The organism is Corynebacterium sp. HMSC08C04 (assembly GCF_001807495.1).
Classification (GTDB): domain Bacteria; phylum Actinomycetota; class Actinomycetes; order Mycobacteriales; family Mycobacteriaceae; genus Corynebacterium; species Corynebacterium simulans.
Genome location: NZ_KV789204.1, coordinates 1 through 20,874 on the forward strand (window position 1 = coordinate 1; position 20,874 = coordinate 20,874).

Below are 20,874 nucleotides of genomic sequence, written 5' to 3' on the forward strand. Positions count from 1 at the left end.
ATATCAGGTGTCCACCACATGGGGGTCAGGTCCCATCGATGCCATGCTTGCTGCCATCCACGAACAGACCGTATCCATTGCCGGCGCAGAATACGCCGAACTTGGCGTAGCAATGTCCGCCACAGATGCACTAACCAAACTCGAGCATCGTAAAGAAATCGAAGCGCAGGTACTCAAGCTGATTCAGGACATTCCGCAGACCGAGATTCTTTTATCCATGCCTGGTATCGGCCCGCGTAGCGCAGCGCAGATCCTCATGACTGTTGGCGATATGTCCGACTTCCCCGATGCAGCGCACCTAGCATCCTATGCAGGGCTATCACCGCGGACGAATCAGTCAGGAACGTCTATCATGTCGAATTCGCCTAACCGGGCTGGCAACAAAAAATTAAAGAACGCCCTATGGCAATCGTCTTTTGCATCGATCAGATTCCACGAGCGTTCCCGGCAATTCTATGAACGAAAACGCAAAGAAGGCAAAAGACACAACGCCGCAGTCGTCGCACTCGCACGCCGGCACCTCAACGTTCTCTTCGCCATGATGCGAAACGGCGAGCTCTACCGAGACATCTCCACAGTCCAGGAGGCCGCAGCAGCCTAGAACCAACAGACCCTCACCTCAAGCCGATTGCACAGCAAGCCCAATCGGCTCCTCACCATGCCCGAAAACAACATCCACAAGGAAAAGCAGAAACCCTTCACACCCCCCCCAACAAACTCACCCACGGAATTGACAAACTATATAGGAACACCTCCCTGGGCGATGGTGCAGGCGCGGAGAGCGCCGCTGTTGCCGATGCCGCGCCCAACACCGCGACGGTAGTAGAGTACCCGCTGCCGGTGCAGGAGTTTGCGGTGACCCGCTACGATTTGCCCGCCGGCACCACGGTTTCCACGCAGCTTCCCGGACCGGCCATCGCCCTGGCTACTTCTGGTGTGGTCACGGTAAACGACCTGGAGCTAGCCCCGGGCGAGGCCGCCTGGTTGCCGGTAACCGGCGGCGACACTACCCGCCTTAGCGCGGCCGCGGGTAAAGATTCGCAGCTCTTTATCGCGGCGGCGCGCCCTGCGCGGCAAGTAGCGCTACCGCGCCGCTGGGGACGCCGCCGCGCGACAAGTAGCACTGTCGCGCTAACCGGCGCTATTTACGACATGGTGGGGCGGCGGAACGCAGCTGCGGCGGCTAGCAGCACTACGGTGAGTGCTACCATCCAGGCCACGAAAGCCCAGACTGCGGTGCCGGGCTGGCCGGTGGCAAGGATTTCGGCGCTTGGCGTGCCGTCGATGGCGGCGCCGGCGCGGGCGGCGAAGGTAAGCGGATTCCACCGGGCGATGGGTTGAACCACACCAGCGAATTGCTCCACGGGCACGAGGCCGCCGTTAAGTGCCATGGCCGCCATGATGATGGGGGCCGGGCCAATGGCGGCCTCCGGGGTGGCGCACATCGCGCCCACCATGGCCGATAGCGAGGCGGCCACCACCGCGCCGAAGATGATGACTAACAGCACCCAGCCAAACCCGGCCAGCGTGTGAATACGCAGGCCAGAAGCCACGGAAGCCAGCAGCACCGCGCAGCCGGAGATAAGGCTGCGTAAGGAATCGAAACACCAGCGGCCGAAGATCTCCGGGCTGGTGCCGTAGCGCGTGGTCGCGATGCGGGTGGTGATACCGCGTTGGCGTTCCTTAATTATCTGCGCGGCGGCGGAGGTGCCATTCATCAGTTCGCTGGAAAGGATGAGCGCGATGGTAAGCGGTAACGCGTCGAGCGTGGCAGAGCCTTGCGAGGCCGCCATGAGGTCGCCAAACAGCCACCGCATGACCAGGAACATCAAAACGGGACCAGCCACGGTATTGGTAATTACCGCGCTATCGCGGCGGGCGGCGCGCAGGTGCCTTCCAAAATGCGTGGCGACAGTGGACAGCCAGGTGGTGTCGTGCGACACGGTGGCGGTGGTGTGGTTAGTCATGTTTCCTCCCCTGGAAAGCGGTGATAAAGCCCCATACGCCAACGACGGTCATGGCGATGAGCCAGCACAGTGCTTCGACTCCGCGCGCCCCCAGGGCAGCGCCACCTAGTAGGTTGCGGGCGGTGTCCAAGATGGGAGATAGCGGTACGTGCCGGATGATGGGGCCAATGCCGCCGGGCAGCGCATCCGCAGGCACGAATGCGGTGGAGAACATCACCATGACCAGCACGAGGTTTTGGAAGAGCAAGGACGCCGAGGTGGGCTTGGGGGCCAACAGGCAGGAGCCATCGATAAACGCGGAGAGGATGATGGTGAGGGCGGCGAAAAGGGCGATGGTAAGGATAATACGACCCGGTCCGGCAGCGTAGCGGGCACCGAGCAGGATCGTGGTGAGGACGACGATGCTGCACGACCACGCGGCGCGGGTGAGATCTGCCAGCAGCCGGCCGACGACCGTGGCCCAGGCGGGCGTCCCGGTGGCGCGGATGCGGTCGTGGATGCCGTTTTCGGCGTCACGCGTAATCGCCAAGGAGGAGCCCCCGGCGGCGAACACAATCGCCTGAATAACGCCGGCGGGCAGGAGGAAGGCGGCGTAATCGATGCCGAGTTCCGTCGAAGCCTTGGCGAAGGTGGCGTAAAAGATGACCATGAACAGGCTGGGTATTGCCACGGCGGAAACCATTACGGCCTTGTTGCGGACGGTGCGCAGGACATTGCGGTGCCACGAGGCAGCGACTGCTCCGAGCGCGTTCACTGGGAGCCTCCACCGGTGTGGGGAGCCTGCTGCGCGATGTCGCCGGACCCGGCGATAGCGAAGTAGACATCGTCCAAGGAGGGCGGAACCAAGGAGACGTCCGCGACCGAGGTGTCGTCGCCATCCCACAAGGCCAGCGCCCGGACTAGGGTGCGGTGGCCATCGGGCGCATCGACGCGCAATACGGTGTCCTCTTGGCGGCAGTCGATGCGGTGTTCTTGCAAGGTGTGGGTGAGGCGTGCGGCATCGTCCGGGCTAGACATCGTGATGAGGCACACCGTGGTGCCATAGCGGTCCTTGAGCTCGGCGGGGGTGCCTTCGTCGAGCACCTTGCCTCCGGCGAGCACGGCGACGCGGTCTGCGAGCTGGTCAGCTTCTTCCAGGTATTGGGTAGTAAGCAGGATCGAGGTGCCGTCGGCCGCCAGCCCGCGGACGGTATCCCACACGGAGCTGCGCGCGGCGGGGTCGAGGCCCGTGGTCGGCTCGTCGAGGAACAGCAGCGCGGGCGGGACAGTGAGGGAGGCGGCGATATCTAACCGCCGGCGCATGCCGCCCGAGTATGCCGAAACCAGGCGGTCGGCGGCGCCAACCAGATCGAAGCGCTCAAGAAGTTCCGCGGCGCGGGCCTTCGCATCGCTAGCTTTAAGCCCTGCCAGGCGGCCAAAGAAGATGAGGTTTTCCTTGCCGGTAAGCTCCTCATCCACTGCGGCGTATTGCCCGGTCAGCGCGATGGAAGCGCGCACCTTGGAAGGATCCGTGGCTAAGTTGTGGCCATCGATGATGGCGGTTCCGCCCGTGGCGGGCAGCAGCGTGGAAAGGACATTGACCAAGGTTGTCTTGCCGGCACCATTGGCGCCTAGGACGGCGAGGATGCCCCCGCGCGGAATGGCGAGGGTCACACCGCGCAGGATTTCCGTTCGCTTCTTGACTTTTCCCAGGCTACATCGCAGATCTTGGACATCAAGCACCAGGTCGCGGCCTTTTGCGTGGGCGCTGGTTGAGGGGACTGCGGTGGCGCTGGGGTCACCGCTAGCGGTTGCCGTGGTGGGGTTTTCTTTCATGATTCATCCCTGGATATACGTCAACGGTCTATTAGACGGCGCACCGATTCTCCTACCGCAGAAGGAAAACCGATTATTGCCCGCGAACGATGGATTGTGGTCCACGGAGCAAGCGCCTGGGGTAGTGCCAACTAATCCTTAGAAAATGATGTATGTCTAGCGGCACCGGGTCGTGCACAGCGCCCCGCAGGAGAGGTCTGCACAGGTCGGCTGATCGGCGGCGACGCTGCAGGTTGCTGCAAAGTTGAGCATACCATAATTAGGCATGGCATGCTTGACAATTAAGTCGAAGGCCTGTAAGCTACCAAGTGTGAGCTAAGAATCTGGGTATTCCGACTAGTCAGGGTCAAACCGCGTGGCTGACCGTAATTCGTATTGTGGCTCGCGCCTCTCAAGCACAAAGGAGTATCCATGGATTCTCGAGAGCAAATCGAAGATAAGATTCTCTGCGGTCAGCCCTTCCGCCCTATTGAGGACCCGGATCTCTATTACGAGATGATGGAGGCGGCGGAGAAGTGTCACGATCTCAACCAGCTTCGTCCACTTCAAACAGCGGAGAAGCAGGCAGTGATGGCAGACCTGCTTGGTGAACTGGGGGAGCGCTTAATGGTTTTCCTGCCATTTCATGTCCAATATGGCTCGAAAATCAAGGTCGGAGATGGCGTGACCTTCAATCGAGGAACTACGGTACTTGATATGGCCCCGGTGACATTTGGCAATGAGGTCATGGTTGGTCCATGGTGTTCCTTCTTTGCTGGCAATCACGCCTTAGACCCCGTAGAGCGGCAATACATGGTGTGTACCGGGGGTGCGATCACCATACAAGACCATGTGTGGCTTGGTGGCAATTGCACGGTAACTGCGGGTGTCACGATTGGGCATGGTGCAGTAATTGGTGCTGGCAGTGTTGTGACAAGAGATATTCCGCCCATGGTACTCGCAGCCGGTAATCCGTGCCGAGTCATTCGTGATATTGGCCCGGAAGATAAGCTCATGGGGGAGTCTTGGGTTCCTGAGTGGCCTAGTTGGATTACGGATTGAGACGGCTGTGAAAGTTCTCGCGGTCGTCCTGGGTTCTGAGGGTGATATGCTGCCATTTGCGCACCTTGGTGTCGCACTTCGAGATCGTGGCCACCAGTTTGTTTTGGCTGGGTTTAGCGAATTCGGCGGGAGTTTTCGTGCAAACGGGGTGGACTACATCGAGTTACCCGGTGATTACCGGGCGTTAATGAAGCGCCTTTTGGGCGATAGTAAAGGCATGATGGACACTGTCTTAGGTATCCGTGAGATGATATCTGACGCCCACGTTTTCGATGTGTTAGAGCATGCCATGGATGGCGTTGACGTGGTCATGTACACCCAATTCAGTGAAGTTGCTCGGTTGTTAGGGGCTGCACGCGGAGTCCCCAGCGTTCGGGTGCAGGTTTTCCCTACCGAACCCTGCCTCCGTTACAGCCTCGTGGATCCGCGAAAACTGGACGGCTCTGTCGGAGCTCTGGTCACCCACTGGATGTCCAATACTCTGATGGCTTGGGCGATGCGCCCAGTGATAGCGGCATGGCGCCGTAGGTTGGGGCTGCGTCAGCGAGCGCTCTCCTCTCCACCAACCACGATCTACCAATTCAGTCCCGCGTTGAGTCCGCCGGCGCCGGAATGGAAAAACCACATTCACGTCACTGGCGAGTGGCTTGACCCGCACCACAGTGAACTCGCCCTAGACCCAGCAGTCGAGGAGTTTGTGGCTGCCGGCTCGGCCCCGGTTCTGGCAAGCTTTGGGAGTATGGTCTCAGATCGCGTTTATGACCTTCAACGATGGACTCGAGACGCGTGCATCGAGCATGGTCTGCGGGCGATAATCGTCGATCCCGATCATGAGCCTGGTGTGAGAGAAGGAATCCTCACCGTCGCCCGGGTCCCGTTCGCGACTGTGCTTCCGTGGTGCCGTGCAGGCATCTGCCACGGCTCACTGGGCACCACCGGGGCGATCCTGCGCGCCGGCAAGCCGTGCCTTGCGGTTGCATTCGGTGGTGACCAACACTTCCATGCCAACGCAGTTTGTCGAAACGGTGCCGGGCCGAACTATATTGACGCCCAGCGAGGCGAACTGAGTGCCCAGTCCCTGGCCGCCGGAATTGCCGATTTGGTAAGTGGAGCATACGACTCCGCAGCCCGCAGGATGCCCGAGTTGCTTGCCACAGACCCGGGTACCGTCGCAGCAGTAGAAATCGTGCTTAATCAGTCCGACCTAGCGAAAGGCGAAAAATGACAGAAATCAGCTGCGAGGGAGTCTTTCCGTTTGTGGCCGGACATCGCACTGGAACCCTCTTGTTTTGCTTCCATCACGCAGGAGGCAGCGCTTCCGTCTATCGTGGATGGGTGGGGGTCAACCCAAGCATTGACGTGGTGCCGGTGGAGCTTCCCGGAAAGGCAACCCGTCGCCGAGAGAAATGGGTAAGCGACTTTGACAAGCTCGCCGATATGTGCGCAACCGAGATAGTAGATCTGGCGGCGGGCGCGCCGATTGCGTTGTACGGCCACTCCATGGGGGCAGCGCTGGCCTACCAGGTTGCTGCCTGCCTGCAGCAGATGCATCGGCCCACTATACCGGAAGCCGTGGTGGTGGCCGCACGGCAGGCGCCCGGAGAAACCGTGCCTGGGGAATACCACTCGTCAATGGGGTTCGGTGCGCTGCGCAGGGAGTTTGAGAAGGTAGGTGGCACACCACCTGAGATCCTTGCCAATGATGATGTGATGAAGCTGCTGCTCGCTGACATTCGTCGCGATTATGTGTTACACGAGGGCTTTCACCATGCAACCACGGTGCTTCGCTCTCCTGTGCTGGCATTGGCGGGGGATAGCGACCCAGCTGTCAGCCCAGAGATGCTTTCCCGGTGGGAAAATTTTACCAGCGGTAGTTTTGAACTGAAGGTCCTGCCGGGTGGGCATTTCTTCCCGCTCGATACTGGAACCGAGTTCCTCGACCTGCTTGCCGGTTTTCTAGCGGGAATTACTGGGAACACTGCCTGGTTAGCGCGGAACAATGCGTGATTGTGACTGTTGAGTAAAGAGGCCCCGATGACCGAACAAAAACCACCCATTACATTTAGGCAAATATCTCAACCTGCCCACCGGCAGATCACGGTGTCGCTGCTATTGGCGGTGCTGGCGGCGGTTTTGTCGCTGGTGCCGGTAATCGTGCTGGTTGAGCTGGTGCGCACCGTAATGCTGTCCTTCCAGGGAGAGCCGATAGATGCGTCAAAGCTGTGGCTGCTAGTCGCGGCGCTCATGGTGGCCACCGTCCTACATGGACAGGCAACCGTGAAGAGCCTCCAGGTAAGCCACCAGGCCGACGGCCTTTTGGGCGAGCACTTACGCCAGCAGCAGATTACCAAGCTGGGTAGGCTCCCGCTGTCTTGGTTTACGCGGACACCGTCGGGGACTGTGAAAACCTACATCGAAGACGACGTCACCAAGATCCACCAGCTCATCGCCCACGCGCCGCACGATTATTCGGCCGGTGTACTCGTACCGCTATTGAGCCTGGGATACATGTTCGTGGTGGACTGGCGGATAGGCCTGCTGGGCCTGGTACCACTGCTGTTGGCAGTGGCCACCATGCCGTTTATGATGCGCGAGTTTCAAGAAAAGGCGGAGAAATTTAAGTCCAGCCAGAAGCAGCTAGACGCCGCCGTCGTAGAGTTGGTGCGCGGCATCCCGGTTATCAAGGTGTTTGTTCCGGAAGGCTACGACGAGAGCATTTTCCTTAGTCGTTCCCGGAGTTTTGGTGGGTTCTATCGCGAGTGGTTGCACGCCACCGTACACCCCACCGCTTTGATGAAGATCTTCACCTCCACCGGGTTTGGCCTGCTGGTGGTAGCCGCGGCCAGCCCGTGGCTCATCACGTCTGCGGGCGTACCAGTGGCCGATGTGCTGGCAGCGTTTTTGTTCATCAACAACATCGCCGCGCCTCTGCTTATGCTTTCGCGCACTAACATCATGTTTTCGGAGGCGAAGGCTGCCGCGGCGGATCTCACCGAGTTCTTCAACATCCCGGTATTGCCGCCCGCTGCTGGCGGCAGGGAGCCTGCAAACGCCGGAATTGAGTTGAAAGATTTAAGCTTCTCCTACGTGCCGGACACCCCGGTGCTTTCCGGCATTAACCAAAAACTTACCGCCGGCAGCATCACTGCGGTGGTGGGACCTTCCGGCTCGGGGAAGTCCACGTTAGCCGCGCTCATCCCCCGGCTATTAGACCCCACGGAGGGGTCGGTGCGCATTGGTGGCGTCCCTAGTACTGATCTCCGATCTGACCAGCTCTACCGTAGGGTAGGGTTCGTCTTCCAGGACCCTTACCTTATGCGGATGAGCGTGCGGGATAACATTCGCCTCGCTCACCCGGAGGCCACCGACGCAGACGTGGTTCGCGCCGCCCGCGCCGCCCAGATTCATGAGCGCATTACCCATCTGCCGCGCGGCTACGACTCGGTGGTGGGAGAGGACGCGCAGCTTTCCGGTGGCGAGCAGCAGCGGCTGGCTATTGCCCGGTCCATCTTGCTCGACGCGCCGATCCTCGTGTTGGATGAGGCCACCGCTTTTGCGGATCCGGACTCCGAGGCCGCGATCCAGCGGGCCATTACCGAGCTGGTGGCCGGGCGCACGCTAGTAGTTATCGCACACCGGCTCCACACGATCACCGGCGCTGACCGGATCCTCATGCTGGAAAACGGTGAGGTCACCGAAGCAGGCACTCACGAAGAGTTAGTGGCGGCAGGCAAGGGCTACGCCACGATGTGGGCACGCTACCAAACCGCGCAGGCGGGCATCCAAGGGGAGGAAAAATAATGATCCGCACGCTCTATTCACTGGGCAGTCCGGCTGATCGTCGCCGTCTGGTGCTGGTCCTTACGCTAATTGGGATTTCCGCGGTGGCGTTGGCCATTGGCCTTATCCTCATTGCACTGTTTTTGGACACGCTGTTTAGCGAAGATCCCGCGCAGGCCGCAGCATGGTTGCCCTGGATCATTATCTCCGTCCTCGTCTACGCCGCCGCAGACTGGCCCACTGAGGTTATTGCCCAGGACCTGGGGCATGATTACGTGCTGCGCATCCACCGGCTTATCGCCGATCGCACGGCACAGCTACCCCTGGGCTATTTTGAAGAAGATCGCGCCGGCCAGATCGGTGTTGTAGCCACCAGCGGTGCGCTGTTTGCCGCTAACGCGCCGGCAATGATGCTGCGGCCCATGCTGCACGGTGCTGCCTCGGCCGGTTTGGCTTGCGTGTTTCTCATCGCCGTGGACTGGCGGCTGGGGCTGGTTACCGTTGCAGTGGCTGCCGTGGTGTGGTTCGCCTATAACCGCCTAATGCGGCAGTACCGCGTGGCAGAGCGCCAGAAGGGCGAGCGCAACGAGCACGGCGCCGCGGAGGTGCTGGAGTTCGCCCAGGTGCAGCCGGTGCTGCGCATGGCTGGGCCGGATTCGCTGGGGGAGCGCGCCGTGCGCGCCTCGATTCGAGAGCAGCTTAGCGCCCAGCAGCACACCCAGAAGACAGGTGAGATGATCATGGGTCGTCTGGCTTTAATCATCATGGTCGGTACCGTGGTCATTGATGCCCTGGCCACCGTGCTACTTCTCAACCACTGGCTAGAAGCAGGCACCTACATTGGCGTCATTGTGTTGGTGTTCATCCTGGCTCGCGTTGCTATGTCGGGCATACCCTACGGCGAGGGCTTGGAATCCGCGCGCAATACCTTAGATGAGATCCAAAAGATCCTCGATGCGCGGGTGTTGCCGGAGCCTGCGGTTCCGGCGGCGCCACGCGACTATGGCATCGAGTTCGATGGGGTGGGCTTTGGCTACGAACCCAACACCCCAGTGGTCCGCGACGTGAGTTTCCGCGTGGCGCCCGGAACTACTACTGCGTTGGTGGGTCCCAGCGGCTGCGGCAAGAGCACCTTGCTAAAACTTGCGGCACGCTTCTATGACGTTGACCAGGGGACCATCCGTATCGGTGGTGTGGATATTCGCGATCTTGGCTCCCGGGCGGTGTTGGATTCGCTGGCTATGGTGTTCCAATACGTGTACCTCTTCGAGGACACACTGTATGAAAACATCCGCCTGGGCTGCCACAATGCAACGCGGGAGGAGGTGCTCCGCGCAGCGGAGTTGGCCGGTGTCACCGAGATTGCCCGGCAGCTGCCGCAGGGGTTTGACACCCTGATTAGCGAGGGCGGGCAGAATCTCTCCGGTGGTGAGCGTCAGCGTGTCTCCATCGCTCGTGCGCTACTGAAGGACGCGCGGATCGTGCTGCTTGATGAGGCGACTAGCTCTCTAGACGTGCAGAATGAGCACCTTGTGATGCGCGGTATGAAAACGCTTTCTGCCGAGCGCACCACCGTCGTCATTGCGCACCGGCTGCACACCATCCGCGACGCGGACCAGATTGTGATGATGAGTCCCTCCGGCACCGTGGAGTCTATCGGCAACCACGAGGAACTCATGGAGAGTTCCCCACGCTACCGCAGCTTCTGGGGTGAAAAGAGCGACGCCACCAGCTGGAAGCTGTAGGGACTAGCTGTCGCGGCCGCGTAGATACCGCACCGTGCGCGCCAGTGCGAGATCATCGCACGGTTCGCAGGCGGTAAGGCGGCCTTTTTCCACGCGCAGGAGAAGATCGCAGCACCGCGCCACCAGCTCCATGTCATGGGTTACTACCAAAACGGTCTTGCCCTGCCGGGCTAGGGCGTCTAGCAGGTGGGCCACCCGGTGCATGCGGCACAGGTCCAGCCCGCTGGTGGGTTCATCGAAGACGATTACCTCGCGCTCACTTAGGACTGCTGAGGCGATGGCCACGCGCTGGCGTTCGCCGCCCGAAAGCGACATCGGGTGCCGGGCCCGCTTGTCCGCGAGATCAAGTGCACCAAGCACCTCGGTAAGGCGCGCTTCGTTTTTCCCATCCGGTCCACTGGTGCCGATGATTACGTCGGACTCCACGCTCTCCCCGAAAAGCTGGTGGTTTACGTCCTGCATTACTAAATAGGACTGGCGCAGGCGCTGCCGGGGACCCGAGAGCGAGCGGTTATTGATGTCCACCACGCCGGTGGCCTTAGATTCCAGGCCAGTCAGAACGCGCACAAAGGTAGATTTTCCGGCCCCGTTGCGTCCTACCACGCCGATGACTTGCCCTTGCGGCAACTCCGTGTGGCTGATGCTCAGGGATGGCTCTGTAGCCTTGGGGTAGGTGAACTGTAGCTTTTTGAGCACCATCGTGCCACTTGAAGGGCGTGGCTCGCGGGTCACCTCGGGGACCTGCTGCGCTGAGCGCAAGCCCATGCGGTACAGTTCGGCCTTGTCTAGGGTGCGAAACTCCGAGCCGCTGAGATCATGAGCGATCTGCCCGTCCTGCATAACCAGCACTCGGTCCACGATGTCAACTAGGTAGGAAAGCCGATGCTCAGCGATCAGGACGGTGCGGCCCTGTGTCTTCCACTGCGCGACGATGCGGCGCAGCTCATCGACGGCGGCGAGGTCGAGATTTGATGATGGTTCGTCTAGTAGTAGTACCTGTGGGTGCATCGCGGCCACTGAAGCGCATGCTATTTTTTGTTTCTGGCCGCCGGAAAGTGTGAACAGGTGCCGGTCGAGGAGATGAACCATGCCGAAATCTGCGGAAAGTTCCCCAATACGCTGTCGAATCTCGTTGGGCGCCACGCCGAGGTTTTCGCAGCCAAAGGCGAGTTCGCTGGCTACTTCCAGCGTGAAAAATTGCGACTTGGGGTTTTGGAACACTGAGCCTACGCGTTCGGCGATGTCGTGTGGGTGGGCATGAGTGATGTCTTCGTCGTCCAGCAGCACCTCCCCCGAAATCTGGGCGTCGCAGAACGTGTGCGCCACGCCGTTTATCAGGCGTAGCAGGCTGGACTTACCGCAGCCTGATTCGCCACACACTAGAACTAGTTCGCCCTTCGCCACGGTGAGATTTACGTGGTGCAGCACCGGCTCCGCTGTGTTTTGACCATAGGATAGTGACACATCGTGCAGCTTTATCACGGCAGCATCACTATATTTACCAGTAGTAGGATCAGGGACACGACGAGCACGCTTATGACTATTGCGTCGCCTACGCGGAAGCCTATCTCGCACAGCGTGGTTCGTCGGCGAGGCGAGCCCAATCCGCGGGTCACTGCAGACATAGCCAGCTCGTTGCCGATGCTCACAACGGACGCCAACAGTGGCACAAAGCGGTATTCGAGCATAGCGATCGGGTTGCGCAGGCCCGAGATGCCACGCATCTGCATGGCGGTGCGGATATCGCGGTATTCCTCGAGAATCGTCGGGAAGAACCGGAACATGATGGACGTGGGGATGGTCAGGGCGTCGGGGCTCCGCATGCGCTGCATCGCGGCCATGAATTCGCTGGCCGAGACGGTGCGTAGTAGGTACCAGCAGCACGTGATGCCAGGGAGGATGAGCGAAAGCCCTGCGAACCACGTAGCGCACACGTCCACGATGATGTGGCGCTCGGGCAGGGCCTGTACCACCACCGCAGGAAAGCCAGCGAGCACCGCGAAGGTGAGTGCGTATCGCAGTGCAGCGGCCACCATGCCGGAGGCGAGGAAAAGTGCCCCGGGAACGGCAATGAGCATCCACCGGGCGGTGCTGCCCAGCGCCCCACTGGACCCGGCCGGTGAGATGAGCACCGAGGACACCACGAGGATGACCAGCACCGTGGTGCGTGGGTCCAGATGGAGTCCCGCTGTGTGCGTGCCTGATCCGGGCAAAGTGGGCGACATCAGGCGATTCCTGCTCGCTGGAAGTGCTTGGTGAAGATGCGCCGGCCGAGGATCCCGCCGAGGATCCCGCAGACGAAGGTTACTATCACAATGATGAGGAATAGCCAAGTCATCTGGCCAATAGAGGTGAGGCCATCCGCGAAACTAGCACCATATTTGGTCTGCATGCCGCTGCTCTCTATGTAGCGCCGAGTGGTGAAGAAAAGCGGAATATATGATGCGGTGGGTGACACTGCTATAAAGGCATAGGCGATCACACTGTGTATTGCGCTCGTATACTTGCCGGCGCGCAAAATTAACTCGGCAAACACGGCCATGACCAAGCTGAGCAGCAGTGGCCATATGCCTAAACCAAGCAGCAGGCTGGCGAGGCCGCTGAGAAGAAGGAATATGAAGACCATGCCGGGCTTGTGCACCTTGGCCAAGAACAGCATCATCGGGATGCCCAGGATGAGGGCCTGAACGCTGGTGATCATCACGTAGGTGATGGGGGTGATGCCGATGAAGGCGATGACCACGCCGGCTACCAAGTTGATGACGAAGAAGATGCCGATGTTCATCAGGTCGGTGATGTTCAGCCGTCCTGCTTTTGCATCTTTCGGGGTGGTGTGGGGAGTACTGGGCATGATGTTTCCTTTCAGATTAGGCTGCTTGTGCGTAGCACTGGGTTGGGGGCAAGTGGCTTGTCAGGTGAGTGAAACAGGTGTGGCATGAACTCTAAATTTCGCCTTCTTCTACGTCGCTGCCGACGATGTTGGCGATCAGGTCGGACAATTCTCGGACCGTTGGATGGTTGAATACGTCACGTATGGAGATCTCTACTGACATTTCTCGACGAATCGAGTTAGTAAGCCGCACGGCCGTGAGCGAGTCGGCACCGATGGTGAAGAAGTCATCGTCGATGCTGATCTCCTTGGGCCCGAGGAGTTCTTGCAAGATGGTAATGATACCCGAATCTCGGTGATTACGAGAGCGTTCCCTTGTTTGTGGTTGTTCAAAGGTTTTTCCTTCTAAACTCTTGCGATCAATCTTGCCGTTCCAAGACCGTGGTAGCCCATCAATGCGTGATATCACGCGTGGACGCATATAGGCAGGGAGAGACTCGGCGAGGTGGTTATTGAGTGCTGCCATGTTAAAGCCCTCATGCGTAACAACGTAGAGAACAATGCCATGGTCGTTGACAGCGACGCAATCGCGGAGTTCGTTGAATTTTCGTGCTGTTGACTCGATCTCACCGAGTTCGATGCGGTAGCCGTTGACCTTAACCTGACCGTCCTCGCGCCCCAGGAAGATGATGTGACCAAGGTGATTGTAGAGGGCCTTGTCGCCCGTGCGGTACATTCGTTCGCCGGTGCGGGGGTGGGTGATGAATGATGCTGCGGTCTTCTCTGGGTCCTTCCAGTACCCCATGGCCAGGCCACGTCCGGCAATGTAAAGGTCTCCCGGCACATGCGTGGGTCGGGGGTTCAGGGCCTCATCGAGGATGTACATTCGCTGATTTGCCAGCGGCGTTCCATAGGGAATGCTGGTACGCGAGGCATCATCGACGCCTACCTCGTACCAGTTTGACCATATCGATGCCTCGGTAGCACCCCCAGCAGCGAAAACTGTGCAGTCCCGGAAGAGGGTGCTGACCTGGTAAGCGATATTTACAGGTATCCAATCTCCGCTGAGTAGTGCCGACCGTACGGAGGAACCAATGAGGCTCCGTTCGCGGAGGTGTTCCACGTACATCGAAAAAAGTGCTGGCACAGAGTTCCACAGCGTCACCGAGTGCGTAGTTACGGCATCTGCCCAGCACTGCGGATCACGTTTGTCTGCTGGAGATGGCAACACCAAGGTAGCACCCCGCGCGAACATCCCGAAGATGTCGTATACCGATAGATCGAAGTTTAGCTCTGAAATCCCCAATATCCGGTCGGTCGGAGTCACCCCGAGGCGTTCGTTGACATCGACAATCGTATTGACCGCCGACTCGTGGGTGATGGCTACTCCTTTGGGAGTGCCCGTCGTACCAGACGTGTAGATGACGTACGCAAGCGAGCTGGGTGTCGGACTCGATTCGCTTAAGGCCTGGTCACCTGGCCGATGCCGGGCGACATCGGCCAGAGTGATGACTGTGCAGTGCTCGGCTAACGCAGCGAAATCATCGTCCGGATGGTCCATCGCAACAATGGATGCACCCGCATCGTTGATGATGGAAGTGTTACGCCCCACCGGTTGGTCCACGCTCAGCGGCAAGTAGGCGCATCCGGCCTTCATTGCGCCTAGTACCGCTGCGATCTGTTGTGCGGACTTTTCCATCATGATGCCAACGAGATCACCAGGCGCCGGGTCAGTTGCAGCAATAAGCTGGGCCCACTTATCCGACTGCTCATTGAGTTGCTCGTATGTCCATTGCGTGGTGGCGTCTATCACCGCGAGGTTGTCACCATGCTCGGCAAGTCCCTTCTGATACAGCCCCAGTAGGCTCTTATCCGCTCCGGGGAGTTCCCGGTCTGTGTCGTTGATTCGATCTGCGGTGGGCGCGTTGGTCGTCGGAGCTATGGTACTGGTGGGCGCGTTCCAGAGTTCAGGGGACTCTGCGAGGTGCGAGAGAGTGGCTGTAAGGCTGGTGAAAAGCTCCGCCACCATGTCGTCGGGGAAGATCGCCTCGACCGCGTCCATATTCAGCATCAGGCCACCATCGTGTTCATAGACCTGGAGGTCCATCCATACCTGTGGCGTCTGCGATAGGCCATGATCGATTACGCCCAGGTAAGGACTCTGATCTGACTCGGGGTGCTCCACGACGCCCAGGCCACACGTGAAGACCACCGGCATGGTTACCCGAGCACCGCGTTGCTTAGTAAGCATTCGCTGCACCGACACGCCGGAGACACTGCCGTGATCGAGATTGCTGAACATGCGCCTGTGTAGCGCTGCAGCGCGGTCCCGGAACGATGGTGCACACTGGGTATCCACGCTGAGAATAGATAGGCTGGTGAAGTCGCCAACTATGTGGTCAACCTCGGGGGCGAACCGAGTGCGGTCGAACCGGGTCAGGTTGATGCTAAGTCGCGGCTCATCGCTGTACCTCGCTAGGACTTCGGCGTATACCTCGGCTAGGAATACGGCTTCGGTCATCCCCTCCTCACGTACCCGTTGCTTAATCCGGCGCCACTTCGCAGCGTCCACCAGGGCGTGGTGGCGGCAAAACTGCGAGGTATTAGCGCCGTTTGTGTCGGTCACCGGCAACTGCGGTGCAGGATAAATAGTATCCACTGCCGATTCCCAATAGGCTTGGTCACGCTTATGGATGTCGCTGTGTGACAGTTCAATCGTGGCTTCGACATAGTCTTTAAATGAATAGGGGATTGCCGGATCGAGACTGTCTACGCCGTGGTCGTAGGCCTGCTTCCACTCACGGAAAATGTGGAACATGCTCCAGCCGTCGATAAACAAGTTATCGAAACTTAAAAGCAGTCGACCCGCGTCGGGCTCGGCTACGTAGCGCACGTCAAAGCATGGCCACTGAGTGGGATCAAACTTCTGGCGGGACATTTCCTCTCGGATTTCATCGAGAGTATCCTCATTGTCGGCGTTGCCGGAGCGAATGAGGGCAATGCGGTAGCGTGGTACTTCGGGCAACACACGCTGACTCAATCCGTCCTCACACACGACGGTGCGCAGCATGGGATGGCGTTTAATCAGGGCATTGAACGCGTCTTCCACTCGCTCCGGGTCTAGGCAGGCAGTGGACATTTCAAAGTAACAGTGGCTGGAAACGTCGCCGAGTTCGATGGCTCCAGAGCTGCCGATGAGATAGGACTGCTGCACCTCAGTCAGCGGGAACGGAGCGTACTGTTCAGACCCGTGAACAATCTTGGGAAGATCCGATTGCTGGTGGGGGACTTCGGCTATCTGGTCAATTCGGGCGGCCATGTCGCGCAGCAACGGAACGTCAAAGATATTCTCTAACGGAAATTCCACGCCAAAACACTGTTCGATGGTACGGCGCAGGCGTGTTGCTGTGAGAGAGTCACCACCCAAGCGAAAGTAGTCTGAGTTCACGTTGGAGCTGGTGTGCAGCAGCTCATCCCAGATATCGATGAGCCGTTTCTCGGTGGCGGTGTGCGGAAGTTCGGTGACAGCGGGCTCGTTGTCGAAGTATTCCGGCACTAATGCTGTGAGCGCTTTGCGGTCAATCTTGCCGTTGCTGGTGAGTGGAAACTTCGCTAGCTCCAGGATGCGTTTCGGTAGCATGTACTCCGGAAGGCGGGTGGCCAGTAGGTTTGTAGCCTTGGCATAGTCAGAATCGCATAGTGTGACCGATTCGTTGGAACTAGCGCGTTCGGCGATGATAAGCGCCGTCGTTTTAGTGATCTCTACATGCTCTACAGGTTTCCACCCAGTGCGCTGCAGGATTTCTTTCCAGCTGCGGGCGCTGAGTAGTACTGTACCGGTTTCGGCCCGAGCGTCCGTGGTATTGTTGGCAATAAATGCGGCGGTGATATCGGACATCGGGGAGGGGGCAGTGGGCTCTACCACCACCATCGTTGCTCCAGGGGCGCTGAGGCCCCAGGCCTCACAGAGCGTTTTCTCGATGTCCTCGCTCTGGTGCAGCGTCTGGTTGCACAGCACCAAGTCCGCCTTCGTCACTGCCTCCCCAGGAGTCGGTTGGGGCGTGCTAGTGACTCCGAGCTGGCGGTACGTGAAGGTGTTACCAACACGTTGTCCGGCATGTTCGAGGTGATGACGATAGGGATCAGCGAGCACGTATGCGCTCGTCCCCGCGATAGCCGCGTAGTCCGCAGAGGCCTCGGGCCGGCGTGACCCGATCTCAAGAATCTTGAGCTCGCTGGTTGAGTGGGTACTGCATTCACGCACAACCGCGCCGAGGACCCGGTGAACCAACCGACCCAACGGACGGGTTGCGAGGAATTGCTCCACCGACATCGAATCTGGGCTTTGGATGAACTCAGCGATACTGCGCTGCTTCTCCGCCATTACGAAGGCTTGCTCGAAGGGGGTGACAAAACGCTCTAACGCGCCGAACGACTCGTCGTCTAGAAGCAAGTCTGCGGTAGCCGGGTGTTCATCTGCTTTGCCTAGCCATGTCTGCCAGCGATTACGGTGTTCGCGGAGGTGGTTTGGGGTCCCCACGCCGGTGAGTTGCTCCTCCCAGCGTCGCATCACTGAGAAGGCATATGCGGTCTGTAAATGCTCATCGTGCTCGACGGACGTGCGGATGTCGCCCTCGGTCAGCACGTCGTTGACTTTGGCGCGCAATGACGTCGCAAACTGCTCCGGAGTAGTTCGGGCAACATGTGACGGTGTGAACTGAGCAAACGTAACCAAAGATGGTGACGATGATGCACCTTGGTGCGTGATACACACGGCACGCTCTATTGGCAGCAACGCTTCACACGCGGACTCGATCTCGCCGAGTTCGATGCGGTGGCCACGAACTTTGACTTGGTTATCCGAGCGGCCTAAAAACTCGATCGTCCCATCGGCCCAGAACCGGCCCATATCGCCTGTGCGGTACCAACGTGAGTCCTCCGAGATTACGAACTTAGTTTCGGTGAGTCCGGGGTCGCCGACATATTGTGTAGCTACGCCCAGGCCGCCAATCCACAGCTCCCCCACAGAATAATCGGGACAGTCCTGGCCATTGCTGGACACCACCCGGTACATCTGTTTGGCAAGCGGCCGACCATAGGGAATTGAGGTCCACTCGGGTGACACTACATCGAGGTCGAGACCATTGGACCAGATAGATGCCTCCGTCGCACCGCCCATAGCTAATAGGTGTGCCTGCGGGGTAACCGTGCGCATGCGCTCAGGCAGGCTGGTATCAATCCAGTCGCCAGATAGCAGAACATGGCGTATGCTGCTGAGCTTGCCCGGTGTCCGATCAGCCGCAGATAAAAGCATCTCAAACAAAGTAGGCACCGAATTCCAGATAGTTATGCCTAAACTATCCACCAGCGATACCCACTTCTTGGCGTCGCGGCGCGCATCATCTGGGATGGTTACCAGTTCGCCGCCAGCAGAAAGGAGCCCGAAGGCGTCGTACACCGAGAGATCGAAATCAAAGGAAGATACGCTTAGTAGGCGGTCTGTCGGACCAACGCCCAGGCGACGGTTGATCTCGCTAATGGTGTTCCATGCAGCACCGTGGCAAATCTCGACTCCTTTTGGTGTTCCAGTGGTCCCAGAGGTGTAGATTACATAGGCTGGGTCTTGTGGATGCAGCTGCGGAAGATTGGCTGTGCCGGTAGCGCTCGTGAAATCTACTACCTGAACTGCAGTTTCGCTCAGAACCTTATCGGGTCGGTCAGTAATCAGATGCGTTACTTGGCTTGCCCCCAAGAGAGCGGCAATACGAGATTCCGGTTGCTGTAGACTCACCGGTACATATGCTCCGCCCGCCATCATCGCGGCTAGCGCACCAATAATCTGGCGAGGACCACGCTCCACCATCACTGCAATCAAAGCGCCTCGCTCAACCCCGGAATTCACCAAAGCAGAGGCGATGGTGGTGGCTTGCTCTTCCAAATCTTGGTAGGTAATAACGTCGCCGCTTGCACTGCGAATGGCCGTGGCCTGGGGGTGGCACCGTGCAGCGGCAATCACCTCATCGACAAGGGTGGTGTCAGGCAGCCGCCAAGAGGCAACTTCGGCACGTGACGCTCGACGGGCCTGCGCTCCTGGGCTCTCTACCGGGTCTGAATGCGAGAGATCGTCGGTGATTGCCTTGTCAATCTCCATCACTAGGGTGGCGAAGAGATCGTCCAGCATCTTCTCGGGGAACAACTGTTCAACTGCGTCGCAGACGATTAGGAAGCCGTTGACGGTGGTGAAGACTTGGAGGTCAATCCACACCTGGGGGGTCTGGGAGATCATGTAGCTAATCTCTCCGAAGGTATCTATAAACTCTTGGCCAACCAGTGGGTCTCCCAGGTTGCAGGAGAACACCACGGGAGCCAAAACTTGCTCACCTCTGGAAGCACGTAGGTCTCGCAGCACCCGCACCGCCGAATACTGTGAATGTGACGAATCCTCATAGAAAGAGGCCTGTATATCCTTGAGGTCCTCGCTGAAAGTGCGGCGTGTGGACTGATCGATACTGGTGAGTGTCAGGGCGGTAAAGTCTGCGACGACATTCTTTATCGCTGTGTCTGAACCGCGGTTGAACAGAGGTACGGCCATGAGGAATTTTTTATTCTCGCTCCATTGGCCGATGGTGCGGGCGTAGGCGGTCAGCAACACCATTGCTGGGGTAGTAGCGTGGTGTTCACACACCTCACGCAAGCGCGACCAAGTTGCCGAATCGAATGATCGACTGCGGCGTACAAACCGGTGTGCTTGTTCCTCGTTGGTGCCGTGGCTCATCGGCAAGGTTGGGGCACCCGGCAACTCGGAGAGGCGATTGCGCCAGTATGCCTGGTCACGGTCGATATCGGCGACGCCTTCGCGAGCGTGTCCAGCGAGGTAGCGAGCGAAACTCCACGACGGGTCGGCGTCGGGGGCTTCACCGGTGGCGTAATGGTGGGCGAGGTCGTGCAAGATAATTTGGAAACTCTGCACATCGCACACAAGCAGGTCGATATCGAAGTGAATAACTGCTACATCCTGAGGGAGGAGGCTGACTTCTAAAGATACCACATGGCCGGTAGCTATGTCCAACAGTCGGTGCGAAAGGCGTTCGCGCGTGGATAGCAGAGCTTCTTCGCGCGTGGACTCGTCCATCTTGGTGAGGTCATGAACGAGGATGGTGGGGTGGGGCGGCTCTGGCAGCACATATTGCTTGCCATCTTCGGTGTAGCAGGCGCGCAACATCGGGTGGGAACGTAGCAGCGTCAGCCAGCTTTGTTGCAATCGGTCGATATTGATACTGCGGGATTCGACCTCTACGTAGCCGTGGGTGCCCACCCCGCCCAGTTGCTGCGAGGAATTGCGGCCAATCCAATAGGCGTATTGGACATCTGTGAGGTCAAAGGGTACGGAATCGTCGATGGGAGCGGCAAACCCATCTTTGGGGGACTCAATGGCGTCGGTGCTGTGGTTTGGTGTGGATTCTACAAGCATCTTCGCCCACTGCCTTACCGTTGGGGCGCGCATGAAATCTCCAAAGGAGACGCGGTGTCCCTGTTTCATCCAATCAGCGAGCAGACGGACTGTTGGAAGTGACTCCAGGCCGTGGGAGAGCAGGTTGTCGTCGATGCCGATTTCGGCATCTTCGCCGAGGATCTGGTGGAGCGAGGCGAGGAGTTCTTCGCGAATTTGTTCCTCTTTGATCATGGTCTTGTCCTC

At 59.0% G+C, this 20,874-nt stretch carries 13 protein-coding genes; 6 read left to right on the forward strand and 7 right to left on the reverse strand.

Annotated elements, in window-relative coordinates:
• A partial coding sequence (locus tag HMPREF3169_RS04860) for a transposase (protein ID WP_141754631.1) occupies window positions 1–601 on the forward strand: 601 nt, incomplete at its 5' end.
• Window positions 602–1,145: 544 nt separating this feature from the next.
• Here the strand turns inward: HMPREF3169_RS04860 and HMPREF3169_RS04865 are convergent.
• From HMPREF3169_RS04865 to HMPREF3169_RS04875, 3 genes are read right to left on the reverse strand one after another with little or no spacing between them, the layout of a single operon-like run.
• Entirely contained in the window at window positions 1,146–1,967 is an 822-nt protein-coding gene (locus HMPREF3169_RS04865; protein WP_014303356.1) for an ABC transporter permease, read from the reverse strand.
• Window positions 1,960–2,721 carry an ABC transporter permease gene (locus HMPREF3169_RS04870; RefSeq protein ID WP_014303357.1) on the reverse strand — a complete coding sequence of 254 codons (762 nt, stop codon included), beginning with the start codon at window positions 2,719–2,721 and terminating at the stop codon, window positions 1,960–1,962. Before HMPREF3169_RS04870 ends, HMPREF3169_RS04865 begins: the two co-directional genes overlap by 8 nt.
• The gene (locus HMPREF3169_RS04875; protein WP_014303358.1) at window positions 2,718–3,782 is read right to left on the reverse strand and encodes an ATP-binding cassette domain-containing protein; all 1,065 of its coding nucleotides are present in this window, start codon (window positions 3,780–3,782) and stop codon (window positions 2,718–2,720) included. The genes HMPREF3169_RS04870 and HMPREF3169_RS04875 overlap by 4 nt, the downstream gene beginning before the upstream one ends.
• A gap of 411 nt (window positions 3,783–4,193) precedes the next feature.
• Here HMPREF3169_RS04875 and HMPREF3169_RS04880 point away from each other — a divergent pair, with 411 nt between their 5' ends.
• The 5 genes from HMPREF3169_RS04880 (at window position 4,194) to HMPREF3169_RS04900 (ending at window position 10,348) form a co-directional block, all read left to right on the forward strand.
• On the forward strand, window positions 4,194–4,823 hold the full coding sequence (locus HMPREF3169_RS04880) for a sugar O-acetyltransferase (protein ID WP_014303359.1): 630 nt from the start codon (window positions 4,194–4,196) through the stop codon (window positions 4,821–4,823).
• 7 nt (window positions 4,824–4,830) lie between these two features.
• Window positions 4,831–6,048 (forward strand): glycosyltransferase, encoded by a 1,218-nt coding sequence (locus tag HMPREF3169_RS04885; protein WP_023018094.1) that lies wholly within the window; start codon window positions 4,831–4,833, stop codon window positions 6,046–6,048.
• Window positions 6,045–6,830: a thioesterase II family protein gene (locus HMPREF3169_RS04890; protein WP_023018093.1), complete on the forward strand. Its 786-nt coding sequence runs from the start codon at window positions 6,045–6,047 to the stop codon at window positions 6,828–6,830. The genes HMPREF3169_RS04885 and HMPREF3169_RS04890 overlap by 4 nt, the downstream gene beginning before the upstream one ends.
• 93 nt (window positions 6,831–6,923) lie before the next feature.
• Window positions 6,924–8,624, forward strand: coding sequence for an ABC transporter ATP-binding protein (locus HMPREF3169_RS04895; RefSeq protein ID WP_232751658.1), 1,701 nt, complete (start codon window positions 6,924–6,926; stop codon window positions 8,622–8,624).
• Window positions 8,624–10,348, forward strand: a complete 1,725-nt coding sequence (locus HMPREF3169_RS04900; RefSeq protein ID WP_070455853.1) for an ABC transporter ATP-binding protein — start codon at window positions 8,624–8,626, stop codon at window positions 10,346–10,348. Before HMPREF3169_RS04895 ends, HMPREF3169_RS04900 begins: the two co-directional genes overlap by 1 nt.
• A 3-nt stretch (window positions 10,349–10,351) precedes the next feature.
• On the opposite strand, the gene HMPREF3169_RS04905 is transcribed toward HMPREF3169_RS04900, so the two are convergent.
• The 4 genes from HMPREF3169_RS04905 to HMPREF3169_RS04920 form a co-directional block, all read right to left on the reverse strand.
• Window positions 10,352–11,812, reverse strand: a complete 1,461-nt coding sequence (locus HMPREF3169_RS04905) for an ABC transporter ATP-binding protein (protein ID WP_227917020.1) — start codon at window positions 11,810–11,812, stop codon at window positions 10,352–10,354.
• Window positions 11,813–11,826: 14 nt separating this feature from the next.
• Complete coding sequence (locus tag HMPREF3169_RS04910) at window positions 11,827–12,573, reverse strand: energy-coupling factor transporter transmembrane component T (protein WP_014303365.1); 747 nt, start codon at window positions 12,571–12,573, stop codon at window positions 11,827–11,829.
• On the reverse strand, window positions 12,573–13,199 hold the full coding sequence (locus HMPREF3169_RS04915; RefSeq protein ID WP_014307391.1) for an MptD family putative ECF transporter S component: 627 nt from the start codon (window positions 13,197–13,199) through the stop codon (window positions 12,573–12,575). The genes HMPREF3169_RS04910 and HMPREF3169_RS04915 overlap by 1 nt, the downstream gene beginning before the upstream one ends.
• Window positions 13,200–13,290: 91 nt before the next feature.
• Window positions 13,291–20,862 (reverse strand): non-ribosomal peptide synthetase, encoded by a 7,572-nt coding sequence (locus HMPREF3169_RS04920; RefSeq protein ID WP_070455854.1) that lies wholly within the window; start codon window positions 20,860–20,862, stop codon window positions 13,291–13,293.
• Between the last annotated feature and the right edge of the window lie 12 nt (window positions 20,863–20,874).